At 38.9% G+C, this 26,156-nt stretch carries 30 protein-coding genes and 2 other annotated features; of the genes, 28 read left to right on the top strand and 2 right to left on the bottom strand.

Annotated features, from left to right (window positions below; all coding sequences use genetic code 11):
* Positions 1 to 6: 6 nt before the first annotated feature.
* The 6 genes from hemC to B3D98_RS21195 all read left to right on the top strand — a co-directional run bounded on the left by hemC (position 7) and on the right by B3D98_RS21195 (position 5,799).
* Positions 7 to 939 (top strand): hydroxymethylbilane synthase, encoded by a 933-nt coding sequence (gene hemC / locus B3D98_RS21220; protein WP_131520471.1) that lies wholly within the window; start codon positions 7 to 9, stop codon positions 937 to 939.
* Positions 929 to 1,690: a uroporphyrinogen-III synthase gene (locus B3D98_RS21215; protein ID WP_288585936.1), complete on the top strand. Its 762-nt coding sequence runs from the start codon at positions 929 to 931 to the stop codon at positions 1,688 to 1,690. Before hemC ends, B3D98_RS21215 begins: the two co-directional genes overlap by 11 nt.
* Complete coding sequence (gene hemB, locus B3D98_RS21210; protein WP_054550020.1) at positions 1,687 to 2,667, top strand: porphobilinogen synthase; 981 nt, start codon at positions 1,687 to 1,689, stop codon at positions 2,665 to 2,667. Before B3D98_RS21215 ends, hemB begins: the two co-directional genes overlap by 4 nt.
* On the top strand, positions 2,668 to 3,960 hold the full coding sequence (gene hemL, locus B3D98_RS21205; RefSeq protein ID WP_054550021.1) for a glutamate-1-semialdehyde 2,1-aminomutase: 1,293 nt from the start codon (positions 2,668 to 2,670) through the stop codon (positions 3,958 to 3,960).
* Positions 3,961 to 4,507: 547 nt separating this feature from the next.
* Entirely contained in the window at positions 4,508 to 4,954 is a 447-nt protein-coding gene (locus tag B3D98_RS21200; RefSeq protein ID WP_048395138.1) for a CoxG family protein, read from the top strand.
* Positions 4,955 to 5,124: 170 nt separating this feature from the next.
* Positions 5,125 to 5,799, top strand: a complete 675-nt coding sequence (locus tag B3D98_RS21195) for a valyl-tRNA synthetase (protein ID WP_175400699.1) — start codon at positions 5,125 to 5,127, stop codon at positions 5,797 to 5,799.
* Here B3D98_RS21195 and B3D98_RS21190 read toward each other — a convergent pair.
* Entirely contained in the window at positions 5,776 to 5,970 is a 195-nt protein-coding gene (locus tag B3D98_RS21190; protein WP_036124009.1) for a hypothetical protein, read from the bottom strand. The two genes, B3D98_RS21195 and B3D98_RS21190, sit on opposite strands and share 24 nt — an antisense overlap.
* A 102-nt stretch (positions 5,971 to 6,072) precedes the next feature.
* Positions 6,073 to 6,330, top strand: a binding site (T-box leader).
* Positions 6,331 to 6,410: 80 nt separating this feature from the next.
* Between B3D98_RS21190 and B3D98_RS21185 the strand changes: the two genes are divergently transcribed.
* From B3D98_RS21185 to B3D98_RS21080, 22 genes are all read left to right on the top strand, one after another.
* On the top strand, positions 6,411 to 9,056 hold the full coding sequence (locus tag B3D98_RS21185; RefSeq protein WP_259419347.1) for a valine--tRNA ligase: 2,646 nt from the start codon (positions 6,411 to 6,413) through the stop codon (positions 9,054 to 9,056).
* 257 nt (positions 9,057 to 9,313) lie between these two features.
* Positions 9,314 to 9,712 carry a hypothetical protein gene (locus tag B3D98_RS21180; protein ID WP_048395144.1) on the top strand — a complete coding sequence of 133 codons (399 nt, stop codon included), beginning with the start codon at positions 9,314 to 9,316 and terminating at the stop codon, positions 9,710 to 9,712.
* Positions 9,713 to 9,846: 134 nt separating this feature from the next.
* The gene (locus tag B3D98_RS21175) at positions 9,847 to 11,127 is read left to right on the top strand and encodes a bifunctional folylpolyglutamate synthase/dihydrofolate synthase (protein WP_208644739.1); all 1,281 of its coding nucleotides are present in this window, start codon (positions 9,847 to 9,849) and stop codon (positions 11,125 to 11,127) included.
* The gene (locus B3D98_RS21170) at positions 11,124 to 12,374 is read left to right on the top strand and encodes a bifunctional folylpolyglutamate synthase/dihydrofolate synthase (RefSeq protein ID WP_115674147.1); all 1,251 of its coding nucleotides are present in this window, start codon (positions 11,124 to 11,126) and stop codon (positions 12,372 to 12,374) included. The genes B3D98_RS21175 and B3D98_RS21170 overlap by 4 nt, the downstream gene beginning before the upstream one ends.
* A 168-nt stretch (positions 12,375 to 12,542) precedes the next feature.
* Entirely contained in the window at positions 12,543 to 13,187 is a 645-nt protein-coding gene (locus B3D98_RS21165) for a hypothetical protein (RefSeq protein WP_004226648.1), read from the top strand.
* Positions 13,188 to 13,285: 98 nt separating this feature from the next.
* Positions 13,286 to 13,879 carry a Maf family protein gene (locus B3D98_RS21160; RefSeq protein ID WP_066036508.1) on the top strand — a complete coding sequence of 198 codons (594 nt, stop codon included), beginning with the start codon at positions 13,286 to 13,288 and terminating at the stop codon, positions 13,877 to 13,879.
* 33 nt (positions 13,880 to 13,912) lie between these two features.
* Positions 13,913 to 14,584 carry a RadC family protein gene (gene radC / locus B3D98_RS21155; RefSeq protein ID WP_175400705.1) on the top strand — a complete coding sequence of 224 codons (672 nt, stop codon included), beginning with the start codon at positions 13,913 to 13,915 and terminating at the stop codon, positions 14,582 to 14,584.
* Between the two features lie 580 nt (positions 14,585 to 15,164).
* Positions 15,165 to 16,184, top strand: coding sequence for a rod shape-determining protein (locus tag B3D98_RS21150; protein ID WP_048395153.1), 1,020 nt, complete (start codon positions 15,165 to 15,167; stop codon positions 16,182 to 16,184).
* Between the two features lie 13 nt (positions 16,185 to 16,197).
* Positions 16,198 to 17,112, top strand: coding sequence for a rod shape-determining protein MreC (gene mreC, locus B3D98_RS21145; protein WP_048395155.1), 915 nt, complete (start codon positions 16,198 to 16,200; stop codon positions 17,110 to 17,112).
* Positions 17,112 to 17,636, top strand: coding sequence for a rod shape-determining protein MreD (mreD, locus tag B3D98_RS21140; protein ID WP_054550026.1), 525 nt, complete (start codon positions 17,112 to 17,114; stop codon positions 17,634 to 17,636). The genes mreC and mreD overlap by 1 nt, the downstream gene beginning before the upstream one ends.
* Before the next feature lie 27 nt (positions 17,637 to 17,663).
* Positions 17,664 to 18,332 (top strand): septum site-determining protein MinC, encoded by a 669-nt coding sequence (gene minC / locus B3D98_RS21135; protein WP_004226657.1) that lies wholly within the window; start codon positions 17,664 to 17,666, stop codon positions 18,330 to 18,332.
* Between the two features lies 1 nt (position 18,333).
* Positions 18,334 to 19,131, top strand: coding sequence for a septum site-determining protein MinD (minD, locus tag B3D98_RS21130; protein ID WP_004226660.1), 798 nt, complete (start codon positions 18,334 to 18,336; stop codon positions 19,129 to 19,131).
* 93 nt (positions 19,132 to 19,224) lie between these two features.
* On the top strand, positions 19,225 to 19,779 hold the full coding sequence (locus B3D98_RS21125; protein WP_016991889.1) for a peptidoglycan DD-metalloendopeptidase family protein: 555 nt from the start codon (positions 19,225 to 19,227) through the stop codon (positions 19,777 to 19,779).
* Positions 19,769 to 20,380, top strand: coding sequence for a stage IV sporulation protein FB (locus tag B3D98_RS21120; protein ID WP_048395158.1), 612 nt, complete (start codon positions 19,769 to 19,771; stop codon positions 20,378 to 20,380). The genes B3D98_RS21125 and B3D98_RS21120 overlap by 11 nt, the downstream gene beginning before the upstream one ends.
* Before the next feature lie 45 nt (positions 20,381 to 20,425).
* Positions 20,426 to 20,503: a sequence feature (ribosomal protein L21 leader region), on the top strand.
* Between the two features lie 14 nt (positions 20,504 to 20,517).
* The gene (gene rplU, locus B3D98_RS21115) at positions 20,518 to 20,826 is read left to right on the top strand and encodes a 50S ribosomal protein L21 (protein WP_004226667.1); all 309 of its coding nucleotides are present in this window, start codon (positions 20,518 to 20,520) and stop codon (positions 20,824 to 20,826) included.
* Between the two features lie 16 nt (positions 20,827 to 20,842).
* Positions 20,843 to 21,199 carry a ribosomal-processing cysteine protease Prp gene (locus B3D98_RS21110; RefSeq protein ID WP_016991891.1) on the top strand — a complete coding sequence of 119 codons (357 nt, stop codon included), beginning with the start codon at positions 20,843 to 20,845 and terminating at the stop codon, positions 21,197 to 21,199.
* Positions 21,196 to 21,495 carry a 50S ribosomal protein L27 gene (rpmA, locus tag B3D98_RS21105; protein WP_016991892.1) on the top strand — a complete coding sequence of 100 codons (300 nt, stop codon included), beginning with the start codon at positions 21,196 to 21,198 and terminating at the stop codon, positions 21,493 to 21,495. The genes B3D98_RS21110 and rpmA overlap by 4 nt, the downstream gene beginning before the upstream one ends.
* Before the next feature lie 177 nt (positions 21,496 to 21,672).
* Positions 21,673 to 22,200: a Spo0B domain-containing protein gene (locus B3D98_RS21100; RefSeq protein ID WP_048395160.1), complete on the top strand. Its 528-nt coding sequence runs from the start codon at positions 21,673 to 21,675 to the stop codon at positions 22,198 to 22,200.
* Positions 22,201 to 22,205: 5 nt separating this feature from the next.
* Positions 22,206 to 23,495: a GTPase ObgE gene (gene obgE, locus B3D98_RS21095; RefSeq protein ID WP_066036507.1), complete on the top strand. Its 1,290-nt coding sequence runs from the start codon at positions 22,206 to 22,208 to the stop codon at positions 23,493 to 23,495.
* A 24-nt stretch (positions 23,496 to 23,519) separates the two neighbouring features.
* Positions 23,520 to 23,975, top strand: coding sequence for an ACT domain-containing protein (locus B3D98_RS21090; RefSeq protein WP_004226679.1), 456 nt, complete (start codon positions 23,520 to 23,522; stop codon positions 23,973 to 23,975).
* Positions 23,976 to 24,140: 165 nt separating this feature from the next.
* Positions 24,141 to 25,019: a prephenate dehydratase gene (pheA, locus tag B3D98_RS21085; RefSeq protein ID WP_048395164.1), complete on the top strand. Its 879-nt coding sequence runs from the start codon at positions 24,141 to 24,143 to the stop codon at positions 25,017 to 25,019.
* Positions 25,020 to 25,045: 26 nt separating this feature from the next.
* Positions 25,046 to 25,438, top strand: coding sequence for a thiol-disulfide oxidoreductase DCC family protein (locus B3D98_RS21080; RefSeq protein WP_048395166.1), 393 nt, complete (start codon positions 25,046 to 25,048; stop codon positions 25,436 to 25,438).
* Positions 25,439 to 25,570: 132 nt separating this feature from the next.
* Here the strand turns inward: B3D98_RS21080 and B3D98_RS21075 are convergent, their stop codons facing one another.
* Entirely contained in the window at positions 25,571 to 26,104 is a 534-nt protein-coding gene (locus tag B3D98_RS21075; protein WP_054550028.1) for a transcription repressor NadR, read from the bottom strand.
* Positions 26,105 to 26,156 lie beyond the last annotated feature (52 nt).

The following is a 26,156-nucleotide window of genomic DNA, read 5'->3' as shown; positions in this document are numbered from 1 at the left end:
AGACTGTTGAGAAAAATTATTGTAGGTTCTAGGAGAAGTAAATTAGCGCTAACGCAAACAAATTGGTTCATTAATGAATTAAAAGCGGCTGGTGCACCATTCGAATTTGAAGTAAAAGAGATTGTAACAAAAGGTGACCAAATTTTAGATGTACAGCTTTCAAAAGTAGGTGGGAAAGGGTTGTTTGTAAAAGAAATTGAACAAGCCCTTTACGATAAAGAAATTGACTTTGCTGTTCATTCTATGAAAGATATGCCTGCTGTATTGCCAGATGGGCTAGTGATTGGTTGTATTCCACCACGTGAAGATGCTCGTGATGCATTTATTTCGAAAGGGCATGTTAAATTTGCTGACCTTCCTGCGGGAGCAGTCGTTGGGACAAGTTCTTTACGTCGTAGTGCTCAGCTTTTAACAGTACGTCCTGATATCGAAATTAAATGGATTCGTGGAAATGTTGATACACGCTTAGCTAAGCTTGAAACAGAAGAATATGATGCCATTATTTTAGCAGCGGCTGGTTTGAAACGCCTTGGGTGGAGTGATGATGTAGTCACTGAGCTTTTACCTGTCGAACAATGTCTACCAGCTGTAGCGCAAGGCTCTCTTGGCATTGAATGTCGTGCCGATGATGCGGAGCTTTTAGCCGAATTAGGTAAGTTGACTGATTCATTCACTTGGCAAGAAGCACATGCAGAACGTGCATTTTTAGCTGCAATGGATGGTGGTTGTCAAGTTCCGATTGCTGGTTATGCCACTTCAAATGGGGAAGAAATTACATTAACAGGCCTTGTTGCTGCTCCAGATGCATCTGTTGTATATAAGGAAACAGTAGTTGGCACAGATGCACAAAAAATTGGAGAAGAGCTAGCTGCTAGTTTAACAAAACAAGGAGCTTTCGATTTAATTCAGCGTGTAAAGGCAGAGCAAGATGCCCAGTAATTTACCTCTAAAGGGTAAAACCATACTTTTAACAGGCACATCTAAGACAACAACCATTGTCGAAAATATAACAGCTTTAGGTGGACATGCCATCGTAGCCCCATTAATTGAAACTTGTGAACGATTAGATAGCAAGGATCCTGAACTATTGAACCACGCTAAGCAATACGATTGGTTGATTTTTACTAGTCAAAATGCTGTAGAAGCTTTTGCTAGTAAAATGCTTCGACATCAATTTAATGCAAGTCATTTCAAAGGAAAAATAGCTTCCATTGGAACTAAAACAACAACAGCATTAGAAAATCTAGGATTTCAAGTGAGCTTTATGCCTTCCATATTTAGTGCTGATACTTTCGTTAAAGAATTTCCGAGTGTAGCGGGTGATCAACCGAAATGTCTGTTTATTCGAGGAGAAAAGGCGAAAAGTACGCTGAAGGATGGATTGCCTTTTGAATTAAAAGAATGGACAGTCTATGAAACGATAGAACGACATGATCAAACATCTGTTATTGTCAGTTGCATCCAGCAATATCAAAATGTTACAGTGATTTTTGCTAGTCCTTCAGCAGTTGACGTGTATGCAATGGAAGTTGTGCCACATATTGGCTGGGAAGCAGCTCACATTGCAGCCATCGGCCATATTACGGAAGCAGCTCTTGAACAATACGGTGCTACTGTGGATATTATGCCAAGCGTTTATACAATGCAAGCAGTCATCGAAGAAATTATGAAAGTAGGGGACAAATCATGACAAAACTACAATTTCAAAGACACCGTCGTTTGCGTGCCAATGCAACGATGAGATCAATGGTAAAAGAAACATACTTACATAAAGAGGACCTGATCTATCCTATTTTTGTAATAGAAGGCGAAAATATTAAAAATGAAGTACATTCAATGCCTGGCGTTTTTCAATTTTCATTAGATAAACTAGAGGCAGAGGTGGATGAGGTTGTAGCATTAGGTATTCCTGCAGTTATTTTATTTGGCTTGCCAGCTGAAAAGGATGCGGTTGGAACAGGTGCATTTCATGATCATGGCATTGTGCAAGAAGCGACTCGACTCATTAAAACACGTCATCCTGAGTTGTTAGTCATCGCGGATACATGCTTATGTGAATTTACGGATCATGGACATTGTGGCTTAATTGAGGGCGATCAAATTTTGAATGATCCTTCATTAGATGTTTTAGCCCGCACGGCAATATCACAAGCAAAAGCTGGCGCTGATATCATTGCTCCATCAAATATGATGGATGGCTTTGTAACGGCAATTCGCGCTGGTCTGGATGAAGCTGGTTTTGAACATATCCCGATTATGTCCTATGCAGTCAAATATGCATCCAGTTACTATGGACCTTTCCGTGATGCTGCAGATGGTGCTCCGCAATTTGGTGATCGTAAATCCTACCAAATGGATCCATCAAATCGTCTAGAGGCATTCCGTGAAGCAGAGTCAGATATCGAAGAGGGCGCAGATTTCCTAATTGTCAAGCCTGCCCTTAGCTATTTAGATATTATTCGAGACATGAAAAATAACTATCCATTACCGCTTGTTGCGTATAACGTTTCAGGTGAATATGCAATGATTAAAGCGGCTGCTATAAATGGTTGGATTGAAGAGAAAAAAGTTGTGCTTGAAACATTATTAGGCATGAAACGTGCAGGCTCTGATTTAATCATTACGTATCATGCAAAAGATGTTGCACGTTGGTTGGAGGAGAAATAAATGACACGTTCTTACGAAAAATCAAAACAAGCCTATGCTGAAGCTGTTCAATTAATGCCGGGCGGTGTAAGTAGCCCAGTACGTGCATTTAAATCAGTAAATATGGACCCGATTTTCATGGAATCTGGCCATGGGGCAATCATTAAAGACATTGATGGCAATGAATATATTGATTATGTATTGTCTTGGGGTCCGTTAATTTTAGGACATACACATCCAGAGGTAGTGAAAGCAATTGCAGATACAGCTGCGAAGGGTTCTTCCTTCGGTGCTCCAAGCTATACAGAAAATCGCTTAGCTCAATTAGTATTAGACCGTTTACCAGGAATGGAAATGATTCGCTTTGTTTCTTCTGGAACAGAGGCTACTATGTCTGCATTACGTGTAGCACGTGGTGTGACAGGACGTGATAAGATCTTAAAGTTTGAAGGGTCTTATCATGGTCACGGTGACTCCTTATTGATTAAAGCTGGTTCTGGTGTTGCCACATTAGGCCTACCTGATAGCCCTGGCGTACCTGCAGATATCGCCCGCAATACGTTGACAGTTGCCTATAATGATTTAGAAGGGGCAAAAGTGATTTTTGAGAAATTTGGCGCAGAGTTAGCTGCAGTAATTGTGGAGCCAGTAGCAGGAAATATGGGTGTTGTACCTCCACAACCAGGTTTCCTAGAAGGTTTGCGTGCACTTACTTCAGAGCACGGTGCATTATTAATCTTTGACGAAGTCATGACAGGTTTCCGCGTAGATTATGGCTGTGCACAAGGGTATTTTGGGGTAACGCCTGATATGACTACTTTAGGTAAAGTCATCGGAGGTGGCCTCCCTGTAGGCGCATTCGCTGGGAAAAAAGAAATTATGGAGCAAGTAGCACCAGCTGGACCAATTTATCAAGCAGGAACATTATCGGGGAATCCGTTAGCGATGACAGCTGGTTATGAAACGTTATCCCGTTTAGACCATGGTACGTATGATTACTTTAAAAAATTAGGGGATCAGCTTGAGGCTGGTTTCCGTGAAGCAGCAACTAAGTATAATATCCCGCACACTGTTAATCGTGCAGGCTCTATGATTGGCTTCTTCTTCACGAATGAAGATGTCATTGATTTTGCTTCTGCTAAAACATCAGATTTACAATTATTCGCTGAATATTTCCGTCTAATGGCAGAGGAAGGTATTTTCTTACCTCCTTCTCAATTCGAGGGACTATTCATCTCAACAGCTCACACGGAAGAGCACATTGCGACAACAGTGGCAGCATTCCATAAAGTATTTGCGCAATTAGCGCAATAAAATTTGATAGAGCATGCTAGAATTATTTCTAGCATGCTCTTCTGCTGTTGAAAACAAAACCATCTCTAGAATTTTTGCGAAAGGTGAAAAGGGTTTCCGTTGTAGGCTACTTGCTTTCCTGTGGCTCACCTCTTTAGCTATCCCACGGGATTCAAGCACCTTCCACTTCACCCCATAAAAATGATTCTTAATAGCAAGGTTTTCAAATAAAGTAAAAGTGTTCACTACTCATTTTATGTAGAGGTGTTGTCACTCACGAACGCCCCCCCCTGGAAAGGATGCTAGCGGAACGGAATAAACCCTTGCTTTGTAAAATTGCTTTATATCCCATTGACATTACCTTTTTTAATGGATTAAGCAGAAGGCATTATAGTGCTTGAGGAATACATGAGTAAAAAGGAACAATAGCATATATTTACTAGTAAGTACGCTCAACTATACTGGATGAAGGACCTGCTTTTGTCAAAATTACATCTTTCAGCATAGCCAAATTGTGGGCGATATCGTTTATAATATAGCTATTCATAAAAGAAAGTAGTGAATTGATATGGCAACAGGCACACACACGGTCGAAGTACCCGTAGGGATTGAACATGTATGGGATTTCGTTAGTGATATGGAAAAATGGGCAAAGCTTGTCCCTGGTTATAATGCACATGAAATGATTGATGAGAAACACTCCACTTGGACTTTTAAAGGCAATGTTGGCGTTTTGAAAAAAACAGTTGAAGTAGAAATTACAATCTTAGAATGGATAGCACCATCAAAAGTTACATTTGAATTAAAGGGGCTTTCTGATAACTTCACAGGAAATGGCTATTTCCTCGCAGAAAGTATCGACGCTGAAAATACTAAAATGACTGGATTCTTAGAAGTCATTGCAGGCGGGTTAGCTGGCCCTGTTCTCAATCCGATTTTTAAACCGATCGTACCAAAGGCAACACAAATGCTAACTGATCGTGTAGCTAATAAAATTAAATTAGTAAATGTTTAATGATACGAACATCCATGGGAATGGCATGCTAGACTATTACTTCTAGCATGCCATTTTTTTAGTAGTATCTATTTTTAACTCTGTTCAAATGGCAACATCCTAGCATACTATCCTTCAAATCGTCATATGATGCAAAGGGAGGGATTATTATCGAACACAAAACTTGGAATATGCGCGAAACATTTTGTTTTCCTGGATATGGCTGCCCAACTGAAATAGCAGCTGTTCAAATTAAGCCACAGTGGCAGGCAATGCAGTTAGAGGATTCTTTGCGACTTATGGGCATCTATCATATCACCGCACACGTTCGCTTTGATTTTCAAGATATGCAAGCATTTGCGGAAAATGAAGATTTAATTACAATTGATGCCCTTGATATTCAAGGAGATACTGGTTATTTTGAGTATGCCGTTCCTTTACATGTGGATTTACCAAAAGAATCAGATGTCAAAGATTTAATGGTCAAGGATATTCGCCCTAGTCTAACAAATCAGATGTGTCAGCTTGAGTGGACAGTCACAAGCGCTTTCAATGAGTATGAACCTGTTGTTGAAAAAGATGTGTTAGACAATCCGCACCTATCAACACATGCTTTCGAACAAGAGGAGACATTGGCTGCAATTGAAGAAAGTGTTCAAGTGAAACAACCTGCCGCAGTAGCAGCAGCTTCACGCCAAGAGAATTCTACAACAGTTGACCAAAAAGCTGTATTAAGAGAATCCTCAAGCCATATTGTTGTACGCGAATCCAGTACTTGGCATGAAGTGCCTTCTATGATTTGGGATCTAACAGAAGAATATACACCGCTTAAAGTTCGTGTTTCAAATGATGTCTTTCAAAAGTAAATAGCAGAGAAGTAGCAGGAGTAATAAGAAGACTAAATCACCTGATGTTGGCACAATAATGACACGGATAAACTGAAAAGCACAAATCGGCACGATGATGGTTCTGCAATAAAAACGAACTTGTCGTAGCCAAGGTGGTAAAAGCCAAGGGTTATACTTGCGTCGTCGCATTTGAATTGTCACTTCCTTTTCTATTTACTTTCCTCTTACTAAAAGATGACTAAATCACTTGAAAAATGACACGATCCTGCGGTACAATAAGGAAAATCAAATACAGATGCTATGATAGGGAAGAGTAAATTTTGACTACATTTTCAGAGAGGAAACGGTAGCTGAGAAGTTTCTATTTGTACGAAATTGAAGGTAGCCCTTGAGCAGCTTTAGTGAAATAATAGTAGTTAAAGCCGGTTAAACACCGTTACCGAATTGAGAGCCAGTAGAATAGGCTGAGAAAATATGTTATTTAATATTTATCTTAACCCTGCTGGAATTAAAGGTGGTACCGCGAACTAAAACTCCTTCGTCCTTTTAGACGAGAGGAGTTTTTTTATTGGGTAAAAAATAAATAGTATTTCTTTACCAACAGTTTTCAAACAATAGGAGGAGTCAATATGACAGAAAACATTTCAATGCCAACTAAATATGACCCACAGTCCATTGAAGCTGGTCGCTATGAATGGTGGTTACAAGGGAAGTTCTTCGAGGCACAGCCTGAAAGTGGGAAAAAGCCCTATTCAATCGTTATTCCACCACCGAACGTAACAGGTAAATTACACCTTGGTCATGCTTGGGATACAACATTACAAGATATTCTCATTCGTATGAAACGCATGCAAGGCTATGATGCCCTATGGTTGCCAGGTATGGACCATGCTGGTATAGCAACACAGGCAAAAGTAGAAGCCAAGCTGCGTGAGGATAATATTACACGTTATGATTTAGGACGTGAAAAATTCCTCGAAAAAACATGGGAATGGAAAGAAGAGTATGCTGGACATATTCGTGATCAATGGGCAAAGCTTGGTCTTGGATTAGATTATACACGTGAACGTTTCACATTAGACAAAGGTCTTTCAGATGCCGTAAAAACAGTTTTTGTTCAGTTATATGAAAAAGGTTTAATTTATCGTGGTGAACGTATTATCAACTGGGACCCAGCAGCAAAAACAGCATTATCTGATATCGAGGTAATTTATCAGGATGTGCAAGGTGCCTTCTATCATATGAAATATCCATTAGCTGATGGCTCTGGCTATGTAGAAGTTGCTACAACACGTCCCGAAACAATGCTTGGTGACTCTGGGGTAGCTGTTCACCCGAACGATGAGCGTTATCAGCACTTAATTGGTAAAAACGTTATTTTACCGATTGTAGGTCGCGAAATTCCAATTGTTGCTGATGAGTACGTTGATATGGAATTTGGTACTGGGGTTGTAAAAATGACACCAGCCCATGATCCGAACGACTTTGAAGTTGGTAATCGTCATAATCTAGAGCGCATTCTAGTAATGAATGAAGACGGCACAATGAATGATCTTGCTGGCAAATATAAAGGAATGGATCGCTTCGAATGCCGCAAGCAAATTGTTGCTGATTTACAAGAAGCAGGTGTGTTAATTCGCATTGAAGAGCATATGCATTCAGTAGGACACTCTGAACGTTCTGGTGCTGTTGTTGAGCCATATCTTTCAGCACAATGGTTCGTTAAAATGCAACCACTTGCTGATGCTTCCCTAGAGCTGCAAAAGGACGAAGAAGGGAAAGTAAACTTTGTTCCTGCTCGTTTTGAAAACACATATTCCCGCTGGATGGAGAATATACGCGATTGGTGTATTTCTCGTCAATTATGGTGGGGCCATCAAATCCCAGCCTGGTACCATAATGAAACAGGCGAAATATACGTAGGTAAAGAAGCCCCAGCAGATGCAGAAAACTGGACGCAAGATGAAGATGTACTAGATACATGGTTCTCTTCAGCACTATGGCCGTTTTCTACTATGGGTTGGCCAGATGAAGCAAATGAAGAATATAAACGTTACTATCCAACAAATACATTAGTAACAGGCTATGATATTATTTTCTTCTGGGTTTCTCGAATGATTTTCCAAGGCCTTGAGTTTACAGATCAACGTCCATTTAAAGATGTGCTAATTCATGGTTTAGTACGTGATGGTGAAGGGCGTAAAATGAGTAAATCACTTGGCAATGGTGTTGATCCAATGGATGTCATTGAACAATACGGTGCAGATTCATTACGCTACTTCTTAGCTACTGGTTCATCACCTGGTCAAGATTTACGCTATACAACTGAAAAAGTTGAAGCAGTATGGAACTTTGCCAATAAGATTTGGAATGCATCACGTTTTGCGCTTATGAATATGGATGGTATGAGATATGATGAGATCGATTTAACTGGTGAAAAATCTGTAGCTGACAAATGGATTTTAACGCGCTTAAATGAAACGATTGAACGTGTAACCTCTCTTGCAGAGCGTTATGAATTCGGCGAAGTTGGCCGTGAATTATACAATTTCATTTGGGATGATTTCTGTTCTTGGTATATTGAAATGGCAAAATTACCACTTTACGGTGAAGATGAAGCAGCTAAAAAGACAACTCGATCTATTTTAGCTTACGTACTAGATCAAACAATGCGTCTTTTACATCCATTTATGCCTTTCATTACAGAAGAAATCTGGCAGCACTTACCACACGAAGGTGAATCTATTACAGTGGCAGCATGGCCAACAGTACGCACAGATCTTCATTTTGCTGATGAAGCAGATAATATGAAGCTCCTAATGGATATTATACGTTCAGTACGTAATATTCGTGCGGAAGTAAATACACCGATGAGCAAAAAAGTACCGTTGTTTATTTCAGCGAAAGATGCAGCAACAGCAGCTGTACTTAAAGATAATCAAGCATATCTAGAAAAATTCTGTAATCCTGACACTTTAACAATTGGTGAAGGTTTAGAGGCCCCAGGACAATCAATGACTGCTGTTGTGACAGGAGCACAGGTATTCCTGCCTCTTGTTGGACTGATCAATCTTGAGGAAGAAATTGCCCGTCTTGAAAAAGAATTAGAGAAATGGGCAAAAGAAGTAAAGCTTGTTACAGGTAAATTATCGAATGAGAAGTTTGTATCGAAAGCACCGGAAGCGTTAGTCAACGCAGAACGTGAGAAATTAGCAGATTACGAAAGCAAGCATGCAGTTGTGTTAAAACGTTTAGAAGAATTAAAAAATATGTAAAGACGAAGCAATGGATGACGAAAAAGTCATCCATTGCTTTTTTTATGTAGAGCTAAAGATATACATTGAATTAGGAAAAAATATATAGTATTATTTTAAATAAATTGGTCTAATAGATGATGTGCAGCGCTGAACTAATAGGAAACAAAACCTAATTTCATGTTATTTAGCCGTGAAAAACCAAATCTAAATAGATGGTTTTTTAGATAGACAGTCTTTATTAGTAAAGAAAATAAGAGCCAATGGAGGTGTTGAGAATGTCAGGAAATATTGCAACCATTATTACAAAAGTCAACAAAGCATGTGATGAATTAGACTTTGTAAGCGCGAGAGTATTGATCGAAACGAATCTCTTAAAATTATCCGAAGCAAAGTATTATCGTTTATTGAATACAAGTGGCCGTGTCCTGATTAAGCACATATTAGCAAATAGTAATCCCCAACAGGATAGCACTAAATTATCACGAACAGATTTATTAACGATCCAAAAAATTAATGAATATTGCTCAGATTTTGATATATCGATGCTAAAAAGAACGTTAAAAAATGCTTTTGACTTAGTGCAACGCCCAGATGTTCATCCATTATTAAATAGTGATGCAAAAACCATTTTAAATAATATGGGTGCTTTATTAGGTGCTCACAAAGTACACTAAAATAATATTAATACGAACACGCAGTTGCTAGCTGCGTGTTTTTTGTATTTTGTCATTTTGCTATGTTATTAAACGTTACTTGTACTAAAATAAAGATATTGCAGTAAGAAGGAGTGTTTCTTTTGTTTAACACAATGAACGAATGTACAAAATTTATTTTTACATTAAAAGCAGTTGATCATAAACGTGCGCCACTTGTCCTTATGCGGGAAGTACTAGGACATTTAGATGAACCTCACAACAAGCTAAGAGTAATCCATGTAGCAGGTTCAAATGGTAAAGGTTCTACGGTGAACGCATTAAGAGAAATGCTTCAACATGCAGGCTACACTGTAGGGGCATTTACGTCTCCACATTTAGAGCGAGTTAATGAACGTATGACCATTAACGGCCACCAAATTTCGGATGAGCAATTTCTCTACTATTTCAATAAACTTGCGAAAATTATAGAAGAACACTACAATGGTGAATTTCCAAGCTTTTTTGAGGTAGTTACACTCATTATGTTTCAGTATTTTGCACATGAAGGTGTAGATATAGCGCTTATTGAGACAGGGCTTGGAGGGCGTTTGGATGCGACAAATGTCGTAACACCGCTTTTAGCTATTATTACAACGATCTCGTTAGAGCATACAGCCTTTTTAGGCGACACTTTCGCAAAGGTTGCCGCTGAAAAAGCTGGCATCATCAAGGAAGGCATACCAGTTGTTGTAGGTGTTCATAATGAGGAGGCATTGGCTGTCATTAAAGCCACGGCAGAGGAACGACATGCGACGTGCTATGTTTTAGGTCAAGACTTCATGGTGACAAATAGTTGGCAAAGTACTGACTATCAGCATTTTACATATGAAAAGGACCCTGTCTTGATGAAGGATGTACCATTAAAAATGGCTGGTCAACATCAAATAAATAATGCAAGTTTGGCAATCACAGCCATACTAACATTACGTGAGCAGGGGGCAATTGTCATTACTGATGATTCTATTTGTCAAGGTCTACAATGTGCGCAATGGGCAGGCCGCTTTGAGCAATGGCCGAATCAAATTGTGCTAGATGGTGCTCATAATTCAGAGGGTACAGCTGCTCTGATCCAAACACTAAAAAATGTCTATCCAAGAAACAATTATCACTTTATTTATGCGGCATTAGCAGATAAGGATCATGGTAACAGTATAGAACTAATGGATGCTGTTGCCACCTCGATCACTTTTACACAAATAGATCTACCGAATGCAATGCCTGCTGAAAGCTTAGCGATGTTGTCGACTCATGCAAATAAAACGGTTCATATAGAATGGCTAAAAAGCCTTCAAACAGTATTACAAGAACGCCAAAAAGAGGATATTGTTGTCATTACAGGCTCATTATATTTTATAGCACAAGCTCGACAGTGGCTACAGGAGGAAGGACGATGATCCCAAACTTTGATCATTATAAAGAGAAATGGCAGGTTAAAAGTGAGGATATCATTAAACCAGGTCTTACAGCGATTGAAGAGGCTTTATCATATTTAGGTAATCCTGAGCAAACTTTGCGTGTTGTCCACTTAGCGGGCACAAATGGCAAAGGCTCTACGTTAACATTTCTAGAGGCAATTGCACAAGAACATGGCTTACGCGTGGGCAAATTTATGTCACCATGTATCGTTGATGTTCATGACCAAATTCAAATAGCTGGTCAACCTATAACAGAGGCTGAAATGGATCAAGTTTTCCAACAGATGCATGATGCTGGGCTGAGTGGCAAACTAACCGATTTTGAATTGCTGACGGTGGTGGCATTTTTACATTTTGTCAATGGGCAGGTGGATATTGCGCTGATTGAAGCGGGAATGGGTGGTTTATTGGATAGTACAAATGTGGTAACACCTATTGTCTCTATTATCCCAAGTATTGCTTTAGAGCACACAAAGTTTTTAGGGGATACGCTTGAAAGCATTGCACACCATAAAGCAGGTATTATTAAACAACAACGTCCAGTTATTATTGGTGATTTGCCTGATGAGGCGAAGCGAGTTGTGGATGCAGCAGCCGTTCGAAAAAAAGCCACTCTATTTGCATTAGGTCAGCATTTTGCCATTAAGCAAACAACTGATGGAGAAAGCTATATGAATGACGTACAGCAGTTCCAAATTGCGAACCTGAATCGTTCTATGAAGGGGACACATCAGGGAAACAATATGGCTCTCGCCATTACAGCATTTTTTGAAGTGGCGTCAGAATTAGACGTGTCTATTGATCAAACAGCTATTCGTCAAGCTGTGCAAAAGGCCTCTATTTTGGGACGCTTTGAAGAAATAATGCCTTTCGTTATATTGGATGGTGCGCATAATCCTGCAAGTGCTGAAAAATTAATAGAAACGATTCAGTGTGAATATCCAAATGAGCAGATAACATTTGTCGTTGGCATACTAGCAGATAAAGATGTTGAGCAGATTCTCGGAATTCTAGAGCAGGTGAGTGATGACTTTTACTTCGTCGATTTTGCTAATTCACGAGCAATGCCAGCACATCAAATGGTCAAACTTTCTCATGCAACATCGAAAACAACCTTGCTTGACTATGCATCCTTTATACAGGCACAATCACATAGACAGCAGAGAACCATTGTAGCAGGCTCGTTATATTTATTAACAGAGGTTCGTCATAGATTAAAACAATGAAATAACTAGGGCTCTTAATAGTGAGTCCTAGTTTTTTTATGGCTGCAAATTTAGGATTGCAATGAGTTCCGTATCAAAAAATAATAAATTCGCATTTACCCTTTGGAATGTACATATAATATCATATGATGTTGGCATAGATAGGTGGAAGGATGAGGTGATAGTTGAATGAAAATTGTAAGTCATGTGATGAAAAAACAAATATTTCGAGCAATGATTATTGGTGGATTTGTTGGTCTATTAGGTGTAGCAATTTTTCTGGGCGTTTTACAAGCCAGCACACAGTTACCTTTAAAGAAAAATGGTAGTGAAGTGGCAAATAATCAATCACAAACAGAAACGATTCCAACTGCCGGGGAGACAACCAATACATCTAATGCATCGATGTTTTATGCAAGCCAAGCTGGCGTGTATTCAAACTATGAGAGCGCAAGTTCATTTGTTGCTGAGTATCCTGCCTTAAAAGAGAGCGCGATCGTTCAAGTTGATGACAAGTTTTATGTGTGGACAAGCATGGTGACGGAGGAAAGTCAGCTAAAATTTTTACAGGACCCCGCAACCTTTAAAAAGGCATTTAGCGTCAGTGGTGAAAGCTGTAAAGAACCTACCTTGGCAGAACTACCAACTGCATTAGCAGATAAAAATGCCGCAAAATTAAATTTTAAGGAAAATGGCAAGGACTCAACGCTACCTGAGGATTGGCAGTCCATTGGCGCAGCGGCCTCTACTATTTCCAACGATATCAACATCATTCGTCTGCATGTTTTTGCACATTACCAATCTAAAAATACGTGTCTTCAAGTGAAGTTTTAACAATAAATAATAATGAAATCTTCATTATCTTGTTTTTTTGAAAATTTTCAAATTGTGCATTCTTCTGTATCATAAGGATAAGGAGGAATGATCAGATAATGTTAAAAACAAATCATAAGCTTGTCCTTGCTTCTGCTTCCCCTAGGCGCAAGGAATTGCTTAACATGCTAGCACTCCCGTTTGAAGTCTTGACAAGTGAAGTGGAAGAAACAAGTGTACAAGCTCATACAATGCAGGATTATGTAAAAGGAGTAGCTTTATTGAAGACGCGTGATGTAGCCAAAAAAGCAGCTAATGCCACGATTATTGGTGCAGATACAATCGTTGTTTACAATCAAGAGCTACTACATAAACCTAAAACGCGTGAGGAAGCTATTTCTCACTTATTACGTTTGTCAAATAACAAACATAGTGTGATGACTGCGGTCGCTATAATCGAACCGAATGGAAAGGAAACGACCTTTGTGGAAGAGACTACAGTTGTTTTCCACCGTCTATCGCAGGAATTAATCGAAGCTTATGTAGATTCAGGAGATCCTTTTGATAAAGCGGGTGGTTATGGCATTCAAACGATTGGTACACTATTAGTTAAAAGAATTGAAGGAGATTATAACAATGTTGTAGGTTTACCACTTGCAACTTTGTTTTCGCAATTGGTGGATCTACAGATAGTCCAATTTGCGAAGGAGTGAATATTTTTGCTAGAAGACGCTTTACCAACTTTGATGATACGAGATGTCAATATAGAGGATCGTCCCCGTGAACGGCTATTACGACAAGGAGCTGAGAGTTTATCGAATCAAGAGCTACTCGCTATTTTATTGAGGACAGGCACAAAGGAAGAATCTGTGCTTGTTCTTGCAAATAGGGTGTTAAATGTTTTTGAACGACTCCATCATTTGAAGCATGCAACCATCGAAGAAATGATGGCTATTAAAGGAATAGGCGAGGTGAAAGCCATTCAATTAATGGCTGCTGTTGAACTTGGTAGAAGACTGGCTCAAAAACATAATGATGAGAAATTCACAATACGTTCTCCACAAGATGCAGCAACTTACTTAATGCCTGATATGACCTCGCTTAATCAGGAGCATTTTGTTGTGCTTTTTTTAAATATAAAAAATCAAATTATTCATAAGCAAACGATTTTCATTGGCAGTTTAAATGCATCCATCGTTCATCCTAGAGAAATATTTCGAGAAGCTGTCAAAAGGTCTGCCGCTTCTATTATATGTGCCCACAACCATCCAAGTGGGGTGCCAACACCGAGCACGGAGGACATTGAAGTAACAAAGCGAATTGTTGAAGCAGGCTATATTATAGGGATAGAGTTAATTGATCACGTCATCATCGGCGACCATCAATATATTAGTTTAAAGGAAAAAGGATATTTTTAACTCTGCATACAATATGCAGAGTTTTTTATGATGAATCCATTTTGTTGTATAGAAGATTCTATTACTATAAATGACCTTAATTATAACCAGTCATAAAATTTTTGTATTTTTTTGTGGTATATTGGCGAACCTTTTTTCTTACATAACGTTAATGTATTCATAGAAAAGCAATTATCTTCACAAAAATTGGTAGCCTGATACACATTGTCTTATGGGAATAAAAATTATATGCTAATCTATACGTACTATTTTTAGTTTAAGAGGGAATTAAAATAGTATCTTTTCTGTGAGATGAAGTATGTGATACTACAAATTCTTGCGTTTTTCCGTTATAATGAACGGTATGAATTTTATCTTTATTCAGGGAGGACTCCCATCAAAATTGGTGGTGAGGTGAATGAGTGTGTAGTTTTTTCATAGGTGTAAACTACCAACTGATGGAGATAAAAAAATTTGACAGGTGTTATGGACGTTGAAAGGAGTCAATTGTGTATTTACACAATTCAATTTCCTATACATTGTCGTCAAATATATTGGATGTCAACGAAAGTATGGCTTATATAGAAAGGGAGTACACAATTTGTTTGGACTAGGAAGCAAAGATGTCGGGATTGACCTCGGCACAGCGAATACATTAGTGTTTATTAAAGGAAAGGGAATCGTATTACGTGAACCTTCAGTTGTAGCAAAAAATACAAAAACAGGGGATATTGTTGCCGTTGGTAATGATGCGAAAAATATGATTGGTCGAACACCTGGCTCAATCGTAGCGATTCGTCCAATGAAAGATGGCGTTATTGCTGACTTCGATATTACAACAGCAATGATTGAGTATTATTTAAAAGAAGCATGTAAAAACTCTGGAGGCAACTGGAAAAAACCAAATGTTATGATTTGTGTACCTTATGGTATTACTTCAGTGGAGCAGCGTGCTGTTATTGATGCTGCACGACAAGCAGGTGCAAAAGAGGCGTTCACAATCGAAGAGCCATTTGCAGCAGCAATCGGTTCAAATCTTCCTGTATGGGATCCTACAGGGTCAATGGTTGTTGATATCGGTGGAGGTACAACAGAAGTTGCCGTTATTTCATTAGGTGGTATTGTAACGAGTGAATCTGTACGTGTTGGTGGTGATGCAATGGATCAATCCATCATTTCGTATATCCGTAAAACGTATAATTTAACAATTGGTGAACGTACAGCAGAAGCCGTAAAAATGGAAATTGGTACGGCATTGGCAGAAGGACCAGAAGCACGAATGGATATTAGAGGACGTGACCTGTTAACAGGTTTACCGAAAACAATTGAAATTTCTTCACAGGAAATTTCTGAATCATTACGTGAAGCGGTTTCCTCTATTATTGACGGTGTTCGTAAAACATTAGAACAAACACCTCCAGAATTATCTGCTGATGTAATGGAGCGCGGTATTGTATTAACTGGTGGTGGGGCACTGCTAACAAACTTAGACAAAGTAATCAGTCAAGAGACAAATATGCCAGTATTCATTGCAGAAGATCCTTTAGACTGTGTAGCGATTGGTACAGGTAAGGCATTAGATCATATCGACTTAATTCGTCAACAACAAGTTAAAGGGTAAGGAGGTTTAGGCAATGCCACACTTTTTTTTCAATAAGAAAGTAATTTTGCTGCTCATAGGCATGGTTTTTCTTGTGGCATTGATTAGCTTCTCATTACGTGATCGGACGAATGCAACTTTACCAGAGCAAATTATTAAAGATACTGTCGGTTTCGCACAATCGCTTGTTGCGAAGCCGGCGAATTATATTAATGGTGTTTTTAATAGTATTGACTCCCTCTTAAACACGTACGAAGAAAATAAACGTTTAAAAGCACGCTTAGAAGATTTTGCAGTTGTACAAGCTGAGGCTACGGATTTAAAATCAGAGAATAACAAGCTTCGAGAGCTTTTGGATAAAACTGAGAGCTTAAAGGCATTTAATCCAATTCAAGCAACAGTGATTGCTAGAAATCCTGACCAGTGGGAAGAGAAAATTATTTTAGATAAAGGGTCTTCTCATGGAGTCAAAAAAAATATGGCAGTTATGACCGCGAAAGGGTTAGTGGGGAAAATTACCCTAGTTACACCTTTCACATCTGAGGTAGAGCTTTTAAATACAAATAATCCAAACTATCGTGTTTCCGCGATGGTGCTAGGAGAAAAAGAAGCATACGGTTTAATCGAGGGCTTTGATGAAGAACGTAATGAACTCATTATGAAGCGAATCGATTCTAGCATGAAGGTGAAAGAAGGCGAGCAAGTAGTTTCTTCAGGTCTTGGTGGTATTTTCCCTAAGGGAGTGCCGATAGGAGAAATTACGGAAGTTAGTACAGATGACTTTGGTTTAACGAAAATGGCGTATGTCAAACCATCTGCTGATTTTTCAATTTTAGAGCATGTTGTGATTGCCAAGCGAACATCCACAAGTATTGATGGATCAGATGGCAATGCAACGAATGAGGATTTATCGAATCCGCAAGAGGCAAGTGAAGAGGAGGCGGAGTGATGGTTCGATTTCTCATCCCCTCTGTAGCGGTTTTACTATTCCTGTTAGAACCAGAATTTGCTATGCTTTCCCCGATTGAAATTAAAGGGGAAGTCTATTTTCTGGTACCGCGTTTTTTAATCTTATACCTTATTTTTATATCCATCTATTACAGCCGTCAACGTGCGGTAATGTATGGACTTTTTTTTGGTGTCTTGTATGATGTGTTTTACATTGATATTATTGGATTATATTCAGTACTTTATCCACTTATATGTTTTTTGGCAGGGTCTATCGTGAAAGTTATACATCAGCACTTAGTTGTAACAACTACAATTTCAGTTATACTAGTAGCGATTTTAGAATTTATTCTCTATCAATTCTTTTTCCTAATCGATTTTACAGCAATTCCTTTAGCGGATTTCTTACGTTCACGACTACTACCAACAATCATTGCGAATGCTTTATTTTTAATGATTCTTGGGTGGGCCTTCAAGTATCTAATTAATGCGCGTGTCTTACAGAGAGCACGTGAGGTTTCTTAACAAAGAACAACGTGAGGTGAGGCATTCATGAAAAAACAGTTAGTTAATATGAAGGGAACGAAGGACGGTTTTGTACTACGCCTAGACGACCAATGTGCGTATGGTGAACTAGTGGAAGAATTAAAGAATAAGGTTTTAGAGGGCGGTATCGATGGTAAAGTTGATGTACAATTATACTTAGGCTATCGATACTGTACTGAAGAACAATTAAATGAACTTATAAAAATTATAGAAGAAACAGAACAGCTTATTGTATCAAAGGTGCAAAGTGAAGTACTGACTGTCCACGAAAGCAACCAGAAGATGTTTGAAAGCCAACAAGATACATATATAGGAGTGGTCAGATCAGGACAAATTCTGCGTTCATCCGGGGATATTACCATCATAGGAAATGTCAATCCAAACGGTCGTGTTGAGGCTGGAGGTAATGTATATGTCCTAGGTAGACTTAAAGGGATTGCACATGCTGGTATGCAAGGTAATAAAGAAGCAATCATTGCAGCATCTCGATTTGAAGCCACGCATATCATGATTGCCGATCAAGTTCAGGTAATGTCAGATGAACATGTAAAAGCGATTAATCAAGTAGAAATGACTTGTGCATTTATTGGCTACGATGGACGCATTACGTACGATCAAATTCATGCCTTAAAAAATATTCGACCATTGTTAAATGTGTCTAAGGGAGGAAGCTAGTGTGGGAGAAGCGATCGTCATAACTTCAGGTAAAGGCGGTGTCGGTAAAACAACGACAACGGCTAACCTTGGGACTGCATTGGCTCTACAAGGTAAAAAAGTATGTTTAGTGGATACAGATATTGGCCTACGTAATTTAGATGTGATTTTAGGCCTTGAAAATCGTATTATTTATGACCTAGTCGATGTGGTGGAAGGACGCTGTAAAATTCATCAAGCATTGATTAAGGATAAACGCGTAGATGAGAAACTATTTTTATTACCTGCTGCTCAAACAACAGATAAAAATGCTGTTACCCCTGAGCAAATGAAGAGCTTAGTAGAGGAATTGAAAAGAGACTATGATTATGTATTAATCGATTGCCCAGCGGGAATTGAGCAAGGCTACCGTAACGCTGTTGCTGGTGCAGATCATGCGATTGTTGTCACAACACCTGAAATTTCTGCTGTTCGTGATGCAGATCGTATTATTGGTTTACTGGAGCAGGAAGAGATAACAGCACCTAAACTCATCATAAATCGTATTCGACAACATATGATGAAGAGTGGTGACACACTGGATGTTAATGAAATTACAACTCATTTATCTATTGATTTATTAGGCATTATTATAGACAGTGAAGGTGTCATTTCATCTTCTAATAAAGGTGAACCAATTGTAATGGACCCCTCAAATAAAGCGTCATTAGGCTATCGAAATATTGCCCGTCGTATTCTTGGTGAATCAGTGCCATTAATGGCTATACAAGATGAGCAAAGAGGGATGTTTTCAAAACTTAAAGCCCTTTTCTCAAAATAAATTAAAACCTTTTCGTGCAATTGTACGGGAAGGTTTTTTCTTGTGCATGTTTGGACATGCAATCACATATAGTGAGGAAAAAAGGATGAGGGCTTGTTTAAAAAATGGAAATGGTTTGTCACGATACTTCTTGTGGCGGCGATCATGCTTGTAATTCGTTTAGAGGACCAGGGTGTAGTGGATACACCTGTTCGGAAGCTTGTTACAACCTCTGCTGATTTAACGTATTTAAGTGAGCTCGGGCAAAGCTGGTTCGAAAAAGAAAAAGAGACCATCATGGTTTCTAGTGATGTAGGGCAAGCAGATCTTTTAACATTTGCGAATGCCCAAGTATTTAAAGAAGGCTATCTATTGCAGTATGATGTTGGCTTACCTATCTATGCTGGTCAAAATGGATTAGTCGTTTTTACTGGCCATACAAAGTACACAGGTAAGACCATGACCATCAGCTATGAAGATGGTACAACCGTTTCCTATGGTATGTTAGATAGTTTAGCTCAACTACCATACACATCTATTCAAGCAAATGATTTAATTGGCATGAAAGAAGCGGGTCAACTTTATGTGTCCATCGAAAAGGGAGATGCCCATTATGATTTAGAGCAAATTGTACAATGGCTTGAAACGACGGAGACCAATGAGGATTAAATTACATCTTCTGTGTATCCCTCTCGTATTTGTCATGATTTTTAGTGGCCAGTTAGCCTATTACGCGATCATTCTGTTTTCCTTACTGTGGCATGAGGCTGGTCACTTAGTTGCGGCAGTAATGTGTGGAGTGAAGGTGAAATCCTGCGTAATTACACCATACGGGGGAGAAATTCAATTTGAAAATCCAGCGGTTGTGCAAGCTTCGTCACTCCTATGGATTGCATTAGGAGGGCCAATCGCTACGATTATTGGGATTGGCCTCGCTTTTTTTATGCCTGATTTACTCGCTACTAAGCTTATAAATGTACAACTCGTGTTATTGGCTGTAAATATTGTACCCATCATACCGTTAGATGGTGGAAGGATATTGTTAGCCTGCCTATTTTTAAAATATCCAAGAGCTCACGTGATAGAGCTATATTATTGGTTATCATTCATCGTAGCTACTATACTATTACTTGTCACTTTCAAGTTCTTGCCACAATCTATTTTTTTAGCCATCATAAATTTATTCATTTGGTTGCAAGTGTTGAAAGAATGGCGTTATCGAAAATATCGAGTTGCTTTTGAAAAATATGTTATGAATAGATTGACTTGAAAAAATTCGTGTGGTAATATTTTAATGTTATTGTTTGTAGCACCCGTGCTACTACAACCGCTCTGTAAAGGTTTAAGTGTCTAGTAAGATCACCTTATGAAACAGGCGAGTCTGAGTCTAAGAGGAGGTGCAGTAAAATGTACGCAATTATTGAAACTGGTGGTAAACAAGTCAAAGTAGAAGCTGGTCAAGAAATCTATGTTGAAAAGTTAGGCGTAGAAGCTGATGAGGTTGTAACTTTTGATAAAGTTTTATTCGTAGGTGGCGAAAACGTTAAAGTTGGCGCTCCATTCGTAGAAGGCGCTACTGTAACAGCTAAAGTTGTTAAAGAAGGCCGTGCGAAAAAAATCGTTGTTTTCAAATTGAAAGCTAAAAAGAACTACCGTCGTAAACAAGGTCACCGTCAACCTTACACAAAATTAGTTGTTGAAGCAATCAACGCTTAATTGTGAGGTATAGCGAATGATACAAGTTACGATTCATCACGATGAAAATAGACATGTGTCAGCATTCGAATTTTCAGGACATGCTGGTTATGATGAATCTGGTAAGGATTTAGTATGTGCAGGAGCATCAACTATAGCCATTGGTACAGTGAATGCTATTTATGCATTATTACAAATTCAGCCAGAAATCGAACAAGCTGCTGAAGGTGGAGGCTATCTCAAGGTAGATTTACCATCAGACATAGAGCCTGAAGTAGATGCAAAACTACAGTTAATTGTTCAAGTAATGACTGCCCAAGTGTATTCTATGGTGCAAAATTACGGACAATACATCCAAATCAACTACAACCAAGTAGGAGGTGGAACTCGATGAAATTATTATTAGCATTAGACCTTCAACTTTTTGCATCGAAAAAAGGGGTAGGTTCTACTAAAAACGGACGTGACTCTGAGTCTAAACGACTTGGTGCAAAACGTGCTGATGGCCAATTCGTAACAGGTGGTTCAATTCTTTACCGTCAACGCGGTACAAAAATTTACCCAGGTACAAACGTAGGTCGTGGTGGTGACGATACACTATTTGCTAAAGTTGACGGCGTTGTTAAATTTGAACGTTTAGGTCGCGATCGCAAACAAGTATCTGTTTATCCAACAACACAAGAAGCTTAATCTTTTATAAGATAACATAAAGCGGAGGACTGCATTTATTGCAGTCCTTTTTTTGGCTAAATTTCAAAAAAGCCGATTGGATGCAATGACACCAAGGTATAATTGATTAAAGAATTAAGGGAAAAATACAGCAAAACTTGTTATACTAGTAAGGATAACTTTATTGGAGTGAATGGGATGAACAATCAATCACTAACCATTAGTGAAGTATTACGTTTTGCAAATCATGATTATGTGAATCAACTGCAACTGATTCGCATGAATTTAGATTTAGGTAGAATCGAGGAATCGAAAAAACTTATTCAACATTATTCAGAACAATTACGAGTATTTTCTATCCTCAATCGACTACAATTACCACAAACAATTGAATGGCTTCAAACAGCAGGATGGCGTTACCCATCATTAGCTTGGAAGCTAAGCGGTGAGATAAAAAAGCCTGTGACCAATGATATTGATCAGGAAGTTGTAGATTATTTAAACAAAACAGTTATGCATGTTTATGATACATTAGATCCATTTACAGAGCAGATCCTAACGCTTGATGTACGTGTTGACGATCATACATTTGCCGTGACATTCACGCTAAATGGGTTATGGAGTGCTGATGCATTCACCGAAAAAGGTTTGAAACAATTCGACATTCAAACAATTGAGCAGACAACTACACGCTGGCAATATGTCTTGAGTGCAAATAGGGAGTGAACTAAATGTTTGTCGATCACGTAAAGATTTATGTTAAAGGTGGCGATGGCGGAGATGGTATGGTAGCCTTTCGCCGTGAAAAATATGTACCAAATGGTGGTCCAGCTGGTGGAGATGGTGGACACGGTGGTAACGTTGTATTTGAAGTAGAAGAGGGCTTACGAACATTAATGGATTTCCGCTATAAACGCCATTTTAAAGCACCTCGCGGCGAGCATGGGATGAGTAAAGGCATGCATGGTAAAAATGCGGAGGATTTAATTGTTAAAGTACCACCAGGCACAGTGGTTATGAATGAAGAAACAAATGCCGTTATTGCTGACTTAGTCGAGCATGGGCAAAGAGCAGTTATTGCGAAAGCAGGCAGAGGTGGACGAGGTAATTCTCGCTTTGCTACACCTGCCAACCCGGCGCCAGAACTTTCTGAAAAAGGTGAGCCAGGACAAGAATTAAATGTTATATTAGAGTTAAAAGTTTTAGCAGATGTAGGGTTAGTTGGTTTCCCAAGTGTTGGTAAATCAACACTTTTATCTGTTGTTTCCGCGGCTAAGCCAAAAATTGGTGCTTATCATTTCACAACAATTGTACCGAATTTAGGCATGATTGAAACGGATGACCATCGAAGCTTTGCGATGGCTGATTTACCAGGGCTTATTGAAGGAGCACATCAAGGAGTTGGATTAGGTCATCAATTTTTACGACATATCGAACGTACACGCGTTATCGTACATGTCATTGATATGTCAGGGATGGAAGGCCGCGATCCATATGAAGATTATTTAACAATTAATGAAGAGCTAAAACAATATAATCTTCGTTTAACAGAGCGTCCACAAATTATCGTAGCCAATAAAATGGATATGCCAGATGCAGAAGAGAATTTAACAGCATTCCGTCAAAAGGTTGGAGAAGACGTTCAAATTTTCCCAATTTCTGCTGTTTCACGTCAAGGTTTAAAAGAGCTACTTTTTGCCATTGCTGATCTATTAGAAGTAACGCCTGAATTCCCACTATATGATGATCTAGAGGAGCAATCAGACGCAACCGTAATGTACAAGCATGAGGCAAAAGGTGAAGATTTCGAAATCACACGTGATGATGATGGTACATTTATTATTAGTGGTTATGCAATTGAGCGTTTATTTAAAATGACAGACTTTAGCCGTGAGGATGGTATACGTCGTTTTGCTCGTCAATTGCGTGCAATGGGTGTGGACGAGGCTCTGCGTGAGCGTGGAGCACAAGATGGCGATACAGTACGCCTACAAGAGTTTGAATTTGAATTTGTCGATTAAGACATGAGTTTTAGGGGGAAGCGTATGAAGAATGTTGCGAATCAGCGATATTATTTAGTTCGTGAGGATGTTTTAACGGATGCAATGCAAAAAACTTTGGAGGCGAAACACTTATTATCAAGTGGTTCAGTATCTTCCATATGGGATGCGGTAAAGCAGGTGGATTTATCGCGAAGTGCGTTTTACAAATATCGTGATGCGGTTTTTCCTTTTCATTCAATTGTGCAGGAACGCATTTTAACAGTCTTTTTACAGCTTCAAGATAGAAAAGGAACACTTGCCAAGCTTTTAGAAACTGTGACAATTACACATTGTAATGTCTTAACGATTCATCAAACAATCCCTATTCAGGGACGTGCGAATGTTACATTGTCATTAGATGTAACAAGCATGACTTGTGATCTTGATGATCTTATCCAGCAATTAAAACGCTTAGATTTTGTGGAATCAGCGGAAGTGATTAGTTCTGGAGCATTATAAGCACAGAGAGTGTTCAATCCTTTAATTTTTGACAAAATGACAAACATCGTGTTGAATAACCCCAATGGGTAAAGATACGATAACAAAGCTCAAATAAGGAGCTGTCCCAAGCGTTTTTCATCACGAGGGACTGCTCCTTATTGTGCCATAAAGGAGGTATTTGCAATGACAAAGCAACAATGGGAAAATCGAATCGCCTATCTAGGACCAGAAGCATCATTTACATACTTAGCAACAAAGGCTACTTTTCCAAATGAGTGGCTCGTACCGTGTGCCACGATTCCAGAATGTATAGAGGCTGTTGCAGAGGGAAAGGTAGATTTAGCTGTCGTGCCGCTAGAAAATGCTCTAGAGGGCTCTGTATCATTAACATTAGATTACTTATTCCATGAGGCAACACTTTATGTAACTGGAGAGTTATTGCTGAAAATTCAGCAGCATTTAATGGTCAACAAAGCGCAGAAGGATGATTGGCAGTCAATTGAAGGTGTTTATTCTCATCCGCATGCACTAGCTCAATGTCATAAATATTTATTTTATCGTTTTAGTCATGTACCATTACATCAAACAACTTCAACTGCAGCAGCAGCAAAATATGTATCAGAGAATCCACAAGAGTGTATAGCGGCAGTCGGAAATGCAGCAGCAGCTGAAAAATATGGTCTTGAAATAGTGGAGCAGAATATCCATGATTTTCATTTTAATCATACACGATTCTTTGTACTGTCTAAGCAAAATAAACGATTGCCACAAGAGCTATCAGATGGGCAAGCAAAAACAACATTTATGATTACCTTACCAACAGATCGTTCAGGTGCATTACATCAGGTGCTTTCTGTTTTTGCATGGCGTCAGCTAAATTTAAGTAAAATCGAATCACGTCCATTAAAAACTGGATTAGGTGATTATTTCTTTATGATTGATGTATTAGCAGATGAAAAGGAACCGATGATGCGTGGGGCAATGGAAGAATTAGCTGCGCTAGGTTGCAAAGTAAAGTCTCTGGGTACCTATTTTACTTATGTAACATCAGACGAAGCATAGTAATGTGAAGGAGGAGGAGGAAAGAGATGGGTGGGATTATTTTATTCGATGGTGTCTGTAATTTTTGTGATAGCACTGTTCAATTTATCATCAAACATGATCAAGCTGGCTATTTTCAATTTGCATCGCTGCAAAGCGAGGCTGGTCAATCGCTTCTCACTCAATATCATATACCAAAGAATATAGATAGTGTAATTCTTATTGAACAAGGGAAAGTGTCTGTTGAATCTACCGCTGCGTTAAACATTTGCCGTAAATTTGATGGATTGTGGCCTTGTTTCTACGCCTTCATTCTTGTACCACCATTTATTCGCAATGCATTATATCGATTATTTGCAAAGCAACGCTATCGTTTGTTTGGAAAAAAAAGTGAATGCTTATTGCCTACGCCTGCTCAACGTCAAAGATTTCTTTCCTGATAGGGAAATACTCGCCTTTAAGGGAACAATACAATAGCTGCGGACAGAAGCCCGCGCTTAACGAGACAATACCAGCATTAAAAAACAGAAAGCACCGTTTGAAATCAATTTTTCAGACGGTGCTTTTACTATTCATTGATCTGACACTAAGTAGCCCTTTTTTTGTAAAGCTCGCTCAATTAATGTTAAAACTTCAACAGAGGGTGCTGTGATGACATGTAGATGGATGCCGCCAGTGAGAGCAGATAAATAGTTGGCCTGTGTGGCATTCACACGTTCGATAAATTGTTTCACCTCATGGCGGTTGGATACCATGATAGAGGCTGTCAGTTCACCATATATTGGATGTTCGACAATGACATTTTTGACGGTTCCGCCACAGTCTACAATCGTCATTAATTCATCTTCCGTCTGCTCTGATGTATGCAAGCAAGGGAATGTTCGTTCAACGGTTTGCTGTATTTGTTCTTGATGCATATAAAGATAACCTTGGCTTGTGGCAATAATGGGCTCATTTCTTGCCTTTAATAAAGTCATATCATTGACGATTACTTGTCTAGAAACATTGGCGAACTTTGCTAAGTCTGTCCCAGTTATAGGTGCTTTATTTTTTTTTAATTGCGCTAATAGTTGCAGTCGGCGTTCTTCGCCTAACATTTTTTTCATAAGAGATCACCCCTGCTCGTAATAAAGGAATCAGCGTTCCTTATGAATTAGT

This window comes from Lysinibacillus sp. UBA5994, assembly GCF_002429725.1.
Classification (GTDB): Bacteria; Bacillota; Bacilli; order Bacillales_A; family Planococcaceae; genus Lysinibacillus; species Lysinibacillus capsici.
Note: the sequence above shows the minus strand (reverse complement) of the source record. Positions and strands in the feature narration are given on the sequence as shown.

What these genes read in the sequence shown, in the direction of transcription:
- minC (WP_004226657.1), top strand. Translation starts at nt 17,664, where the DNA reads ATGAAAAAACAGTTAGTTAATATGAAGGGAACGAAGGACGGTTTTGTA.
- hemB (WP_054550020.1), top strand. Translation starts at nt 1,687, where the DNA reads ATGACAAAACTACAATTTCAAAGACACCGTCGTTTGCGTGCCAATGCA.
- mreC (WP_048395155.1), top strand. Translation starts at nt 16,198, where the DNA reads ATGCCACACTTTTTTTTCAATAAGAAAGTAATTTTGCTGCTCATAGGC.
- B3D98_RS21165 (WP_004226648.1), top strand. Translation starts at nt 12,543, where the DNA reads ATGAAAATTGTAAGTCATGTGATGAAAAAACAAATATTTCGAGCAATG.
- B3D98_RS21195 (WP_175400699.1), top strand. Translation starts at nt 5,125, where the DNA reads ATGCGCGAAACATTTTGTTTTCCTGGATATGGCTGCCCAACTGAAATA.
- mreD (WP_054550026.1), top strand. Translation starts at nt 17,112, where the DNA reads ATGGTTCGATTTCTCATCCCCTCTGTAGCGGTTTTACTATTCCTGTTA.
- B3D98_RS21170 (WP_115674147.1), top strand. Translation starts at nt 11,124, where the DNA reads ATGATCCCAAACTTTGATCATTATAAAGAGAAATGGCAGGTTAAAAGT.
- rpmA (WP_016991892.1), top strand. Translation starts at nt 21,196, where the DNA reads ATGAAATTATTATTAGCATTAGACCTTCAACTTTTTGCATCGAAAAAA.
- B3D98_RS21100 (WP_048395160.1), top strand. Translation starts at nt 21,673, where the DNA reads ATGAACAATCAATCACTAACCATTAGTGAAGTATTACGTTTTGCAAAT.
- B3D98_RS21075 (WP_054550028.1), bottom strand. Translation starts at nt 26,104, where the DNA reads ATGAAAAAAATGTTAGGCGAAGAACGCCGACTGCAACTATTAGCGCAA.
- rplU (WP_004226667.1), top strand. Translation starts at nt 20,518, where the DNA reads ATGTACGCAATTATTGAAACTGGTGGTAAACAAGTCAAAGTAGAAGCT.
- B3D98_RS21120 (WP_048395158.1), top strand. Translation starts at nt 19,769, where the DNA reads ATGAGGATTAAATTACATCTTCTGTGTATCCCTCTCGTATTTGTCATG.
- B3D98_RS21200 (WP_048395138.1), top strand. Translation starts at nt 4,508, where the DNA reads ATGGCAACAGGCACACACACGGTCGAAGTACCCGTAGGGATTGAACAT.
- B3D98_RS21080 (WP_048395166.1), top strand. Translation starts at nt 25,046, where the DNA reads ATGGGTGGGATTATTTTATTCGATGGTGTCTGTAATTTTTGTGATAGC.
- B3D98_RS21215 (WP_288585936.1), top strand. Translation starts at nt 929, where the DNA reads ATGCCCAGTAATTTACCTCTAAAGGGTAAAACCATACTTTTAACAGGC.
- B3D98_RS21185 (WP_259419347.1), top strand. Translation starts at nt 6,411, where the DNA reads ATGACAGAAAACATTTCAATGCCAACTAAATATGACCCACAGTCCATT.
- B3D98_RS21110 (WP_016991891.1), top strand. Translation starts at nt 20,843, where the DNA reads ATGATACAAGTTACGATTCATCACGATGAAAATAGACATGTGTCAGCA.
- hemL (WP_054550021.1), top strand. Translation starts at nt 2,668, where the DNA reads ATGACACGTTCTTACGAAAAATCAAAACAAGCCTATGCTGAAGCTGTT.
- pheA (WP_048395164.1), top strand. Translation starts at nt 24,141, where the DNA reads ATGACAAAGCAACAATGGGAAAATCGAATCGCCTATCTAGGACCAGAA.
- B3D98_RS21180 (WP_048395144.1), top strand. Translation starts at nt 9,314, where the DNA reads ATGTCAGGAAATATTGCAACCATTATTACAAAAGTCAACAAAGCATGT.
- obgE (WP_066036507.1), top strand. Translation starts at nt 22,206, where the DNA reads ATGTTTGTCGATCACGTAAAGATTTATGTTAAAGGTGGCGATGGCGGA.
- B3D98_RS21190 (WP_036124009.1), bottom strand. Translation starts at nt 5,970, where the DNA reads ATGCGACGACGCAAGTATAACCCTTGGCTTTTACCACCTTGGCTACGA.
- B3D98_RS21090 (WP_004226679.1), top strand. Translation starts at nt 23,520, where the DNA reads ATGAAGAATGTTGCGAATCAGCGATATTATTTAGTTCGTGAGGATGTT.
- radC (WP_175400705.1), top strand. Translation starts at nt 13,913, where the DNA reads ATGATACGAGATGTCAATATAGAGGATCGTCCCCGTGAACGGCTATTA.
- B3D98_RS21175 (WP_208644739.1), top strand. Translation starts at nt 9,847, where the DNA reads ATGAACGAATGTACAAAATTTATTTTTACATTAAAAGCAGTTGATCAT.
- B3D98_RS21160 (WP_066036508.1), top strand. Translation starts at nt 13,286, where the DNA reads ATGTTAAAAACAAATCATAAGCTTGTCCTTGCTTCTGCTTCCCCTAGG.